The sequence below is a fragment of the Salmonella sp. SAL04214 genome, from assembly GCF_046550615.1.
Classification (GTDB): domain Bacteria; phylum Pseudomonadota; class Gammaproteobacteria; order Enterobacterales; family Enterobacteriaceae; genus Salmonella; species Salmonella enterica.
On record NZ_JBGDXT010000003.1, the window covers coordinates 492,643 to 504,257 of the forward strand.

Below are 11,615 nucleotides of genomic sequence, written 5' to 3' on the forward strand. Positions count from 1 at the left end.
CCGGTCTACTTATATCAGGAGCCACTATGTCATCAGCAAAACTGTTTACCCCCCTCAAGGTGGGTGCCATCACGGCGACAAATCGCGTATTTATGGCGCCTTTGACGCGTTTGCGGAGTATTGAACCGGGCGACATTCCTACGCCGTTAATGGCGGAATATTACCGTCAACGCGCCAGCGCCGGATTGATCATCAGCGAAGCCACACAAATCTCCGCACAGGCGAAAGGCTATGCCGGCGCACCGGGATTACACAGCGATGAGCAGATCGCCGCCTGGAAAAAAATCACTCAGGGAGTCCATGCCCAGGGCGGCCATATGGCGGTGCAATTGTGGCATACGGGCCGTATTTCACACGCCAGCCTGCAACCAGGCGGACAAGCGCCCGTCGCGCCATCCGCTATCAATGCGGGAACCCGCACCTCTTTGCGTGACGAAAACGGCCAGGCCATCCGCGTAGAGACTTCCACGCCGCGCGCGCTGGATACTCACGAGATCCCCGGGATCGTCAACGATTTCCGCCAGGCTATCGCCAATGCCCGAGAGGCAGGCTTCGACCTGGTGGAGCTGCACTCCGCGCACGGTTATCTGCTGCACCAGTTCCTCTCACCGTCTTCTAATCACCGTACCGATCGGTACGGCGGCAGCGTAGAGAATCGCGCCCGTCTGGTGCTGGAGGTGGTTGATGCCGGCATTAAGGAATGGGGCGCGGACCGTATCGGCATCCGCCTTTCTCCTGTCGGCACTTTCCAGAATGTCGATAACGGCCCGAATGAAGAAGCTGACGCCCTTTATCTGATTGAAGCGTTAGGCAAACGCGGCATCGCTTATCTGCATATGTCTGAACCAGACTGGGCGGGCGGCGAACCGTACAGCGACGCGTTCCGTGAAAAAGTGCGCGCGCGTTTCCACGGTCCCATCATCGGCGCTGGCGCCTATACGCCAGAAAAAGCGGAAGATCTGATCGAAAAAGGGCTGATTGACGCCGTGGCGTTTGGTCGCGATTACATCGCTAACCCGGATCTGGTGGCGCGTCTGCAACGTAAAGCGGAACTTAATCCACAGCGTCCCGAAAGTTTTTATGGCGGCGGCGCGGAAGGCTACACTGACTACCCTACTCTGTAATTTCATTGATAGCGGCCGCACATCGCCGCTATACTTTGAATATCTTGACTATTTTAAGGACAACGAAAATGCGTTTATTGCATACTATGCTGCGCGTCGGCGATTTGCAGCGTTCCATCGCTTTTTACACTAACGTTCTGGGCATGAAATTGCTGCGTACCAGTGAGAATCCGGAATACAAATACTCGCTGGCCTTTGTGGGATATGGTCCGGAAACGGAAGAAGCGGTCATCGAACTAACCTATAACTGGGGCGTTGAGAGCTACGACATGGGCAATGCGTATGGGCACATCGCGCTGAGCGTTGACAATGCTGCTGAAGCCTGTGAACGTATTCGTCAGAACGGCGGCAACGTGACCCGTGAAGCGGGGCCGGTAAAAGGCGGTTCGACCATCATCGCCTTCGTTGAAGATCCGGATGGCTATAAAATCGAATTGATTGAAGCTAAAGACGCAGGCCGCGGTCTGGGTAACTGATCCCCCGCCGGGCGCAGGTCACTGCGCCCGTTGTTTTACTGCATCCCGGCGTAAAATTTGCCATAATACGCGCTGCATTTTTTCGTATTAAGAGACTCAGATGTCCGATAACGCTCAACTTTCCGGTCTGTGCGACCGTTTTCGTGGTTTTTATCCTGTCGTCATCGACGTTGAAACTGCAGGATTTAACGCTAAAACCGATGCGCTGCTCGAAATCGCCGCCATCACGCTGAAAATGGATGAACAAGGCTGGCTGATGCCGGACATGACGCTGCATTTCCATGTGGAGCCGTTCGCTGGAGCCAACTTACAGCCGGAAGCGCTTGCGTTTAACGGTATCGATCCCTCTAACCCGCTACGCGGCGCGGTGAGTGAATATGAGGCGCTACACGCTATTTTCAAAATGGTGCGTAAAGGTATCAAAGACAGCGGTTGTAGCCGCGCCATTATGGTCGCGCATAACGCCACTTTTGATCACAGTTTTATGATGGCCGCCGCAGAGCGCGCCTCGCTGAAACGTAACCCGTTTCATCCGTTCGTCACCTTTGATACTGCGGCATTGAGCGGACTGGCGCTGGGACAAACGGTGTTATCAAAAGCGTGCCTGGCGGCAGGTATGGAGTTTGACGGTGAAAAAGCCCATTCCGCTTTGTATGATACCGAGCGGACAGCGGTGCTGTTTTGTGAAATCGTCAATCGCTGGAAGCGCCTGGGCGGCTGGCCGTTACCTTTGCCGACGGACAAATAACGAGGCTAACAACGCCGCTCTTGCTCACGATGGCGGTAAAAAAGCGACCTTTACAGGTCGCTTTCTCCTTTCACAGATTACTCTGCGTCCGGCTCCTGAGTTTTATATTTTGCCGCAGTTTCTTTAATAAGCTGCTGCAGCTCGCCACGCTGATACATTTCAATCACAATATCACACCCGCCGACCAGCTCGCCGTCCACCCACAGTTGTGGGAATGTCGGCCAGTTGGCGTATTTCGGTAATTCAGCGCGAATATCCGGGTTTTGCAGGATATCAACATAGGCAAAACGTTCCCCGCAGGCTGAAAGCGCCTGAACGGCCTGCGCAGAGAAACCACAGCTTGGCAGTTTCGGTGAACCTTTCATATACAGGAGAATCGGGTTTTCAGCGATCTGGCGCTGAATTTTTTCGATAGTGGTGCTCATTGTCTCGCTTCCTTAAACTACTTTTACGACTGAAGCCTGTCATTGTAACGGGTCAGGCTGGCAACGGAAAATAACATTTTCATCATGCCTTATTATTTTACCGTCTGCGGGAATAAGTTGTATACAAAATATCTTTTAAGCGGGTTGCCGAGCAGTGATTTGTAGATAACGCGTTTGTGTTTAGCATTAATTGCTATTTTTTTACATCTGTTAACGAAACACAGCTTCAGAAACCAAAAGCAATTACCAATCTGTGCTTTTGTAGATTAGAATTATCAGGTTTTGTAAATCATACGCAGGCATGAATCGCCTGCCTTTAACAGAGGATTGCTCAGTGGCGCGGATAAACAAAATCTCGATCACGCTCTGTGCTTTACTTTTTACTACTCTCCCCTTTACGCCAATGGCCCATGCTTCCAGGCAAGCCAAAGCGACGCCTGCTGTTTCTCATGTCACGAAAACGGCAGATAAAAAGAAAAGCACAACGAAAAAGATCAGTAAAACCAGCAAAAAAAACGTAAAAAAAACCTCAAAAACCAGCCGTTCTTCTTCCGCTTCTACGCCAAAACGTACCACCGCCTCCACAAAATCTCGTCATACGACGCATCGTCGTAACAGAACCGCGCCCACGTCAATCGCCGCCCTCGACGTAACGGAAAAATGCACGACGCGTAAAGGCCGTAAGCCGCACTGCGTGAAGGGGAAAGGAACATTGCCGGTCTCTATTGCCGATGCGCATCGTGCAAAAGTACAAAAAGCGACGAAAACCGCGATGTCCAAACTCATGAATCAGATTGGTAAACCGTATCACTGGGGAGGCGCGTCGCCGCGCACCGGTTTTGATTGCAGCGGTCTGGTGTATTATGCCTATAAAGATTTAGTGAAGATCCGTATCCCCCGAACGGCGAATGAGATGTATCACCTGCGTGACGCGGCGCCCATTGAGCGTAGCGAGTTGAAAAACGGCGATCTGGTGTTCTTCCGTACGCAGGGGCGCGGCACCGCCGATCACGTTGGCGTCTATGTCGGCAACGGTAAGTTTATCCAGTCTCCGCGCAGCGGTCAGGAAATTAAGATCACCTCACTGAACGAAGAGTACTGGCAGCGTCATTATGTCGGCGCCCGTCGGGTGATGACGCCTAAAACAATTCGCTAATATTTTATCCTGTCGTTTAACGACAGGATAACTTCTTCTTTTGCGCCACCTCTCAATTTGCTACCCTATCCTTACGCGCACCAGGGTTATTGTGCGTGCGCAATATTAATAATAAGGAGAGAAGCAATGTCGTTCGAATTACCTGCATTACCGTATGCCAAAGATGCTCTGGCACCGCATATTTCTGCTGAGACGCTGGAATATCACTATGGCAAACATCATCAGACTTACGTGACCAATCTTAACAATTTGATCAAAGGCACGGCGTTTGAAGGCAAATCGCTGGAAGAGATCGTGCGAGCCTCCGAAGGCGGTATCTTTAATAACGCCGCTCAGGTGTGGAACCACACTTTCTACTGGAACTGCCTGGCGCCAAACGCTGGCGGCGAACCGACCGGGAAACTGGCTGAAGCTATCGCGGCATCTTTTGGCAGCTTCGCGGAATTTAAAGCGCAGTTCACCGATGCCGCTATCAAAAACTTTGGTTCCGGATGGACATGGCTGGTAAAAAGCGCTGATGGCAAACTGGCTATCGTTTCTACCTCAAATGCCGGTACGCCGCTGACTACGGATGCAACGCCGTTGCTGACGGTTGATGTGTGGGAACACGCGTATTACATCGACTACCGCAACGCCCGTCCAAACTATCTGGAGCATTTCTGGGCGCTGGTTAACTGGGAATTTGTTGCGAAAAATCTCGCCGCATAAGTCTGAGTACGCAGAAGGTACGCCTTCTGCGTTTTAGAAAGGGATAGAATAGAGGAGACGCCCACCCTCAGAAGAGAGGAAATCAGTGCAGAGCGGCCGTTAATCCACCTGCGACAATCACGCCCAGAACAATCAGCGTAGTAATCAACGAAAATTTCAGGTCGGTACTCATCAAGTTTTCTCCTTTTTATTCCCACACAAAAAGTGATATAGCGCATTTTTGCACATTCCCGCACAAAAATCTCTCATGTTTTATATTGATAACTGTTTTTAACGCTTCCCCTTTTCCTCAAGATCAGACAAAATTCCAGGCTTACTGAATTAGCGTAACGGCCATTGACCCCTTCCTGACGTTCCGTGTCGTTTTTCCGGCGTGCCGCAACCCTGATGTTGCGATTAGGGTGTGTGTAGGCAAACGTTTACCTGGCGTTTCTCAGGAGCTTAGCGAGGGTCTGGAGTGAAATGTAATGGCAACAATTAAAGATGTAGCGAAACGAGCAAACGTTTCCACTACAACTGTATCACACGTAATCAACAAAACGCGTTTTGTCGCTGAAGAAACGCGTAACGCGGTCTGGGCGGCAATTAAAGAGCTGCACTACTCTCCCAGCGCCGTCGCGCGTAGCCTGAAGGTTAACCATACCAAGTCGATAGGCTTACTGGCGACCAGCAGCGAAGCGGCCTATTTTGCCGAAATTATCGAGGCAGTTGAAAAAAACTGTTTCCAGAAAGGCTATACGCTGATTTTAGGCAACGCCTGGAATAACCTGGAAAAACAGCGCGCCTACCTGTCCATGATGGCGCAAAAGCGCGTGGATGGCCTGCTGGTGATGTGTTCTGAGTATCCAGAACCTCTGCTTTCCATGCTGGAAGAGTATCGTCATATTCCGATGGTGGTGATGGACTGGGGTGAGGCGAAGGCCGATTTTACCGACACGGTGATTGATAACGCCTTTGCAGGCGGCTATATGGCGGGTCGTTATCTGGTTGAACGCGGCCACCGGGATATCGGCGTTATTCCCGGCCCGCTGGAGCGCAACACCGGCGCGGGCCGGCTGGCAGGCTTTATGAAAGCCATGGAGGAGGCGCTGATCAACGTGCCGGACAACTGGATTGTTCAGGGCGACTTCGAGCCGGAATCCGGTTACCACGCGATGCAGCAAATCTTATCGCAGTCACATCGCCCTACCGCCGTTTTCTGCGGCGGCGATATTATGGCGATGGGCGCGCTTTGCGCGGCTGACGAAATGGGGCTTCGCGTACCGCAGGACGTTTCGGTGATCGGTTATGATAATGTGCGTAACGCCCGTTTCTTTACCCCGGCGCTGACGACGATTCACCAGCCCAAAGACTCTTTAGGCGAAACCGCATTTAATATGCTATTGGATCGCATCGTCAATAAGCGCGAAGAGTCACAGTCTATTGAAGTTCATCCACGCCTGGTTGAGCGTCGCTCGGTCGCTGACGGCCCGTTCCGCGACTATCGGCGTTAATCCCCGCTGTCGGGAGCCTCTTCTGGCTCCCGCAGCCACTCCCGATTCAACGTTTCGCTATCGCCCAAATAGTCCAGCAGCCATGCCAGCGCGGGCGAGGCTTCGTTTTGCTGCCACGTCACGCAACAGGCCGCATCGGGAAACGGATTCTCTAACGTCAGCGCCACCCATTTTCCGCTGTCTATCCACTGTCGGGCAAAATGCGTCGGCACCATTCCCACGCATAGTCCTGCCGACAGGCAGGTTGCCGATGACTCCCAGTCCGGTACGACGACCCTTTTTTGGTTATCCAGCAGCCAGGTAATCCGTTTCGGTAAGGTTCGCGAAGTGTCTTCCCTGACCAGCGACGGCCAGTTGCGCAGGGTATCATCGCTTAACGGCCCAGGCATCGACGCCAGCGGGTGATCGCTTGCCACTACGCAGCTCCAGCTCAGGGTCCCCATATCCCGAAAAGCGTAACGCCCCCCTACCGGAATCGCCTGCGTCGCCCCAATCGCCAGTTCGACACGCCCGTCGGAGAGCGCGTCCCAGACGCCGTTAAACACCTCCTGAAAAACCAGCAGTTCCACATCGTCAAAATGGCGATAGAAATCGACGATCATCTGCCGGGTACGTTCTGGTCTGACGATATTGTCCACCGCAATAGCTAACTGCCCGCGCCAGCCATTAGCAATTTGCTGACACTGTTGGCGAGTGATCTGCATTTTTTTGATAACAGAACGCCCTTCTTTTAAAAACCAGACGCCAGCAGGCGTCAGTTCAACATCACGGTGACGTCGTACAAAAAGCGGTACGGCCAGCCACTCCTCTAGCTGACGAACGGTGTAACTGACTGCTGAAGGCACACGGTGCAGTTCTTGCGCCGCCGCGCTAAAACTGCCATTGCGCGCCACGGCGTCAACCACTTCAAGCGAGTATTCCGACCACATAATTTGCCTACAAAAATTTTGAATTCACTGGACAAATATTAACGTTTCACAACCGTAATTTCACTCCCTACACTCTGCGACAATGTCTGTCTGATAAGAAAGAGAAACAAATATGCAACCTGGAAAAGGTTTTTTAGTCTGGTTAGCCGGTCTTAGCGTGCTGGGGTTTCTGGCTACGGACATGTACCTGCCCGCATTTGCCACCATACAGGCGGATTTACAAACGCCTGCCGCCGCTGTCAGCGCCAGCCTCAGCCTTTTTTTAGCTGGCTTTGCCGTCGCGCAACTCCTCTGGGGACCGCTATCGGATCGTTATGGCCGTAAACCGATTTTACTGCTGGGGTTATCTATCTTTGCGCTCGGAAGTCTGGGGATGCTGTGGGTAGAAAGCGCGGCAGCACTGCTGACGCTGCGCTTTGTGCAGGCCGTCGGCGTTTGTGCGGCAACGGTAATCTGGCAAGCGCTGGTGACCGATTATTATCCTTCGCAAAAAATTAACCGTATCTTCGCCACTATCATGCCACTGGTGGGATTATCCCCGGCGCTTGCGCCCTTACTGGGAAGCTGGATACTGACGCATTTCTCATGGCAGGCGATTTTCGCCACCCTGTTCGTGATTACGTTGTTGCTGATGTTGCCGGCGCTGCGCTTAAAACCATCGGTAAAAGCGCGTACCGAAGGACAGGATAAACTCACTTTCGCGACGTTGTTACGCTCTAAAACCTATCGCGGTAATGTGCTGATTTATGCCGCCTGTTCCGCCAGCTTTTTTGCGTGGCTAACAGGGTCCCCGTTTATTCTCAGCGCGATGGGTTACAGCCCGGCAGTGATTGGCCTGAGCTATGTTCCGCAAACCATCGCTTTTCTGATTGGCGGATATGGTTGCCGCGCGGCGCTACAAAAATGGCAGGGCTACCAATTGCTTCCGTGGCTGTTAGGGCTGTACGCGCTGAGCGTTATCGCCACCTGGGGAGCGGGCCTTCTGAATAATGCCTCACTGGTGGAGATCCTGATTCCTTTCTGCGTAATGGCGATTGCTAATGGCGCCATCTACCCTATCGTCGTCGCGCAAGCGTTACGCCCTTTCCCTCAAGCCACGGGGCGCGCTGCGGCGCTACAAAATACGCTGCAACTGGGGTTATGTTTCCTGGCAAGCCTGGTGGTTTCATGGCTCATCAGCACGCCGCTGCTGACCACCACCAGCGTAATGCTCTCTACCGTTGTTCTGGCGGCGTTAGGCTACAAAATGCAGTCTCATGCAGATTGCGCTGAGACCGGGTTTCCTCATGCCAATGTCGCCCACGACAAGTCTCACTAAAAGCTTGTTAACCGCTGGTAATTAGCACGCTAACAATTTTCGGTTGAATCATCAAAAATTGCGGCCTATACTGATTCACGGTTGTTTATATTACGATAATTATTAGGCATTAACGGGAACCGGAGCGTTCCCGATTCACCATGGATGGCCTTTTCGGCAAGGGTTCCTCCCTTCCTCTGTTCTACGTCGGATAACTGGCTCACGGAATTGTCCGTGGGATTTCTCACAAAGCCAAAAAAGCGTCTACGCTGTTTTAAGGTTCTGATCACCGTCCAGTGATGGAGAAACTATGAGTTCATCGTGTATAGAAGAAGTCAGCGTACCGGATGATAACTGGTACCGAATCGCCAACGAATTGTTAAGTCGCGCGGATATTACAATTAATGGTTCCGCCCCGTCTGACATTCGTGTTAAGAATCCCGATTTTTTTAAACGCGTCCTTCAGGAAGGATCGTTGGGGTTAGGTGAGAGTTACATGGATGGCTGGTGGGAATGCGAGCGTCTGGATATTTTCTTCAGCAAAGTCTTACGTGCCGGTCTTGAAAATCAACTCCCCCACCATGTTAAAGATACGCTCCGTATCCTCGGCGCGCGTCTGATTAATCTACAAAGTAAAAAACGCGCCTGGATTGTCGGCAAGGAACATTACGATCTTGGTAATGACCTTTTTTCCCGTATGCTCGATCCCTATATGCAATATTCTTGCGCCTACTGGAAAGATGCCGATACGCTGGAAGCGGCACAGCAAGCCAAGCTGAAATTAATTTGCGAAAAGCTACAGCTACAACCGGGGATGCGTGTGCTGGATATCGGCTGCGGCTGGGGCGGCCTGTCGCAATATATGGCGACCCATTATGGCGTTAGCGTGGTGGGCGTAACGATCTCCGCTGAACAACAAAAAATGGCGCAGACGCGTTGCGAAGGTCTGGATGTCTCCATTCTGCTGGAAGATTATCGCGACCTTAACGATCAGTTTGACCGAATCGTCTCTGTCGGCATGTTCGAACATGTCGGGCCAAAAAACTACAACACCTATTTTGAGATCGTTGACAGGAATTTAAAACCGGATGGTCTTTTCCTGCTCCATACTATTGGTTCTAAAAAAACCGATCATAATGTCGATCCGTGGATCAATAAGTATATTTTCCCCAACGGTTGTTTGCCGTCTGTTCGTCAAATCGCCGAGGCCAGCGAATCACACTTTGTAATGGAAGACTGGCATAACTTTGGCGCCGACTATGACACGACTCTGATGGCGTGGCATGAGCGCTTTATCAATGCCTGGCCAGAGATTGCGGGCAATTATAACGAGCGCTTTAAACGTATGTTCAGCTATTATCTCAACGCCTGCGCGGGTGCGTTTCGCGCGCGTGATATCCAGCTTTGGCAGGTGGTATTTACGCGCGGCGTTGAAAACGGACTGCGCGTTCCTCGCTAATCATCTCCCCCGCATTTCATGCGGGGGAATCTTATTTTCCGTTAGCCAATATCGGCCTGATTTCTGACCGCATTTTCTCGTGCAGCCAGTACGCGTTCTACGGTATCGACAACCGCCTGCGTTTGCGGATCGATCTCGATATTCACACGCTCACCCAGTTTTTTTCTGCCAAGCGTAGTACGTTCCAGCGTTTCCGGAATGAGATGCACGCAGAAGCGCGTTGGCGTTACCTCGCCGACGGTCAAACTGATGCCGTCGACGCCGATAAAGCCTTTGTACAGGATATACTTCATCAGGGACGCATCCTGCACTTTAAACCACACCTGATGGTTATTTTCGGAGGTCAGGATTTTCGCGATCTCCGCCGTCGTAATAATATGCCCCGACATCAGATGTCCACCGATTTCATCGCTGAATTTGGCGGCGCGCTCTACGTTGACCTCATCACCTACCCTCAACGCGCCCAGATTGGTGATGCGCAACGTTTCTTTCATCAGATCAAAGCTTATCTGGTTGCCGTTTATTTCAGTCACCGTCAAACAGCATCCGTTATGCGCTACCGACGCCCCCGTCTCCAGCCCCTCCAGCATGTAGTCCGGTAACATCACCACATGGGTGCGAAAGTTGGGTTTTTCATCAATCGATACCAGTTTCGCGGTACCCTGTACGATCCCCGTAAACATATCTTCAACTCCTGAAATAAATAAAAGCAGAACTGTTCAGCACAATAGCAGGTGGAAAAACAGCTTGCCAGCAATGCGCCGTTAACAACTGTTTTTTCGCTGGAGAAATAGTAATACCCCGCTACAATAGACTGAAATTTCCCCTGCTATTTCTTTTGGCTGCCACTACGGCGGCTTTTTAGTCTTTCATATAACAACAAAATAAAAGGTGAATACGTGCAGAAGTATACCAGTGAAGCGCGTCAGTTATTAGCGTTAGCGATACCGGTGATCCTTGCGCAAGTGGCACAGACCGCAATGGGATTCGTCGATACCGTCATGGCAGGAGGCTATAGCGCTACGGACATGGCTGCCGTCGCTATCGGCACCTCTATCTGGCTTCCCGCCATTTTGTTTGGTCACGGCTTACTGCTGGCCTTGACGCCTGTGATTGCGCAACTCAATGGCTCCGGCCGCCGTGAGCGTATCGCGCATCAGGTTCGACAAGGGTTCTGGCTGGCAGGCTTTGTCTCCGTGCTGGTGATGATCGTCCTGTGGAATGCCGGATACATTATCCGCTCCATGCATAATATTGATCCGGCGCTGGCCGATAAAGCCGTGGGTTATCTTCGCGCGCTGCTGTGGGGCGCGCCAGGATACCTTTTCTTTCAGGTAGCGCGAAACCAGTGCGAAGGTCTGGCCAAAACCAAACCGGGTATGGTGATGGGATTTTTGGGCCTGCTGGTGAATATTCCGGTGAACTATATTTTTATCTATGGCCATTTTGGTATGCCGGAACTCGGCGGTATCGGCTGCGGCGTTGCGACCGCGGCGGTCTATTGGGTGATGTTTATCGCCATGCTTTCTTACATTAAACACGCGCGTTCAATGCGTGATATTCGTAATGAAACAGGCTTTGGCAAACCCGATAGCGTCGTCATGAAGCGCCTGATTCAACTAGGGTTGCCGATTGCGCTGGCGCTGTTCTTTGAAGTGACGTTGTTTGCGGTCGTTGCGCTGCTGGTTTCGCCATTAGGTATTGTGGATGTCGCGGGTCATCATGTAAATAGACCCGTTTTAGTTCCAGGCATTTTTTGAGATCCCGGCCAAATGATTGTGTTGCCGATATTCCTCCGGC

Annotated in this window: 12 protein-coding genes and 1 pseudogene; 9 read left to right on the forward strand and 4 right to left on the reverse strand. The window is 51.8% G+C overall.

What is annotated here, in order from left to right; genetic code table 11:
- Nucleotides 1–26 precede the first annotated feature (26 nt).
- The 3 genes from ACLJQD_RS08155 (at nt 27) to rnt (ending at nt 2,348) form a co-directional block, all read left to right on the forward strand.
- Nucleotides 27–1,124, forward strand: a complete 1,098-nt coding sequence (locus ACLJQD_RS08155) for an alkene reductase (RefSeq protein ID WP_000092935.1) — start codon at nt 27–29, stop codon at nt 1,122–1,124.
- A gap of 68 nt (nt 1,125–1,192) precedes the next feature.
- The gene (gloA, locus tag ACLJQD_RS08160) at nt 1,193–1,600 is read left to right on the forward strand and encodes a lactoylglutathione lyase (protein ID WP_001237787.1); all 408 of its coding nucleotides are present in this window, start codon (nt 1,193–1,195) and stop codon (nt 1,598–1,600) included.
- A gap of 100 nt (nt 1,601–1,700) precedes the next feature.
- The gene (rnt, locus tag ACLJQD_RS08165) at nt 1,701–2,348 is read left to right on the forward strand and encodes a ribonuclease T (protein ID WP_001282267.1); all 648 of its coding nucleotides are present in this window, start codon (nt 1,701–1,703) and stop codon (nt 2,346–2,348) included.
- 77 nt (nt 2,349–2,425) lie between these two features.
- Here rnt and grxD read toward each other — a convergent pair whose 3' ends face one another.
- Complete coding sequence (gene grxD / locus ACLJQD_RS08170) at nt 2,426–2,773, reverse strand: monothiol glutaredoxin 4 (RefSeq protein ID WP_000108176.1); 348 nt, start codon at nt 2,771–2,773, stop codon at nt 2,426–2,428.
- A gap of 334 nt (nt 2,774–3,107) precedes the next feature.
- Between grxD and ACLJQD_RS08175 the strand changes: the two genes are divergently transcribed.
- On the forward strand, nt 3,108–3,929 hold the full coding sequence (locus ACLJQD_RS08175; RefSeq protein WP_001520344.1) for a C40 family peptidase: 822 nt from the start codon (nt 3,108–3,110) through the stop codon (nt 3,927–3,929).
- A gap of 126 nt (nt 3,930–4,055) precedes the next feature.
- Nucleotides 4,056–4,637: a superoxide dismutase [Fe] gene (sodB, locus tag ACLJQD_RS08180; protein ID WP_017441028.1), complete on the forward strand. Its 582-nt coding sequence runs from the start codon at nt 4,056–4,058 to the stop codon at nt 4,635–4,637.
- An 82-nt stretch (nt 4,638–4,719) separates the two neighbouring features.
- On the opposite strand, the gene ACLJQD_RS08185 is transcribed toward sodB, so the two are convergent.
- Nucleotides 4,720–4,809 (reverse strand): YnhF family membrane protein, encoded by a 90-nt coding sequence (locus ACLJQD_RS08185; protein WP_000102277.1) that lies wholly within the window; start codon nt 4,807–4,809, stop codon nt 4,720–4,722.
- Between the two features lie 295 nt (nt 4,810–5,104).
- Between ACLJQD_RS08185 and purR the strand changes: the two genes are divergently transcribed.
- Complete coding sequence (purR, locus tag ACLJQD_RS08190) at nt 5,105–6,130, forward strand: HTH-type transcriptional repressor PurR (protein WP_000190992.1); 1,026 nt, start codon at nt 5,105–5,107, stop codon at nt 6,128–6,130.
- Here purR and punR read toward each other — a convergent pair.
- Entirely contained in the window at nt 6,127–7,059 is a 933-nt protein-coding gene (punR, locus tag ACLJQD_RS08195; RefSeq protein ID WP_000269523.1) for a DNA-binding transcriptional activator PunR, read from the reverse strand. The genes purR and punR overlap by 4 nt on opposite strands.
- A gap of 112 nt (nt 7,060–7,171) precedes the next feature.
- Here punR and punC point away from each other — a divergent pair, with 112 nt between their 5' ends.
- On the forward strand, nt 7,172–8,377 hold the full coding sequence (gene punC, locus ACLJQD_RS08200; RefSeq protein ID WP_017441027.1) for a purine nucleoside transporter PunC: 1,206 nt from the start codon (nt 7,172–7,174) through the stop codon (nt 8,375–8,377).
- A gap of 289 nt (nt 8,378–8,666) precedes the next feature.
- Nucleotides 8,667–9,815 carry a cyclopropane fatty acyl phospholipid synthase gene (cfa, locus tag ACLJQD_RS08205; RefSeq protein WP_017441026.1) on the forward strand — a complete coding sequence of 383 codons (1,149 nt, stop codon included), beginning with the start codon at nt 8,667–8,669 and terminating at the stop codon, nt 9,813–9,815.
- A 41-nt stretch (nt 9,816–9,856) separates the two neighbouring features.
- Here the strand turns inward: cfa and ACLJQD_RS08210 are convergent, their stop codons facing one another.
- Nucleotides 9,857–10,498, reverse strand: a complete 642-nt coding sequence (locus tag ACLJQD_RS08210) for a riboflavin synthase (RefSeq protein WP_001649624.1) — start codon at nt 10,496–10,498, stop codon at nt 9,857–9,859.
- A gap of 216 nt (nt 10,499–10,714) precedes the next feature.
- On the opposite strand from ACLJQD_RS08210, the pseudogene mdtK reads away from it, so the two are divergent.
- Nucleotides 10,715–11,542, forward strand: a pseudogene (gene mdtK / locus ACLJQD_RS08215) (multidrug efflux MATE transporter MdtK); the annotation flags it as partial.
- Nucleotides 11,543–11,615 lie beyond the last annotated feature (73 nt).

Bases quoted from the DNA above. Each gene is read 5' to 3' on its own strand.
- purR (WP_000190992.1), top strand. From the start codon at position 5,105: ATGGCAACAATTAAAGATGTAGCGAAACGAGCAAACGTTTCCACTACA.
- punC (WP_017441027.1), top strand. From the start codon at position 7,172: ATGCAACCTGGAAAAGGTTTTTTAGTCTGGTTAGCCGGTCTTAGCGTG.
- grxD (WP_000108176.1), bottom strand. From the start codon at position 2,773: ATGAGCACCACTATCGAAAAAATTCAGCGCCAGATCGCTGAAAACCCG.
- gloA (WP_001237787.1), top strand. From the start codon at position 1,193: ATGCGTTTATTGCATACTATGCTGCGCGTCGGCGATTTGCAGCGTTCC.
- ACLJQD_RS08185 (WP_000102277.1), bottom strand. From the start codon at position 4,809: ATGAGTACCGACCTGAAATTTTCGTTGATTACTACGCTGATTGTTCTG.
- rnt (WP_001282267.1), top strand. From the start codon at position 1,701: ATGTCCGATAACGCTCAACTTTCCGGTCTGTGCGACCGTTTTCGTGGT.
- ACLJQD_RS08210 (WP_001649624.1), bottom strand. From the start codon at position 10,498: ATGTTTACGGGGATCGTACAGGGTACCGCGAAACTGGTATCGATTGAT.
- punR (WP_000269523.1), bottom strand. From the start codon at position 7,059: ATGTGGTCGGAATACTCGCTTGAAGTGGTTGACGCCGTGGCGCGCAAT.
- sodB (WP_017441028.1), top strand. From the start codon at position 4,056: ATGTCGTTCGAATTACCTGCATTACCGTATGCCAAAGATGCTCTGGCA.
- cfa (WP_017441026.1), top strand. From the start codon at position 8,667: ATGAGTTCATCGTGTATAGAAGAAGTCAGCGTACCGGATGATAACTGG.
- ACLJQD_RS08155 (WP_000092935.1), top strand. From the start codon at position 27: ATGTCATCAGCAAAACTGTTTACCCCCCTCAAGGTGGGTGCCATCACG.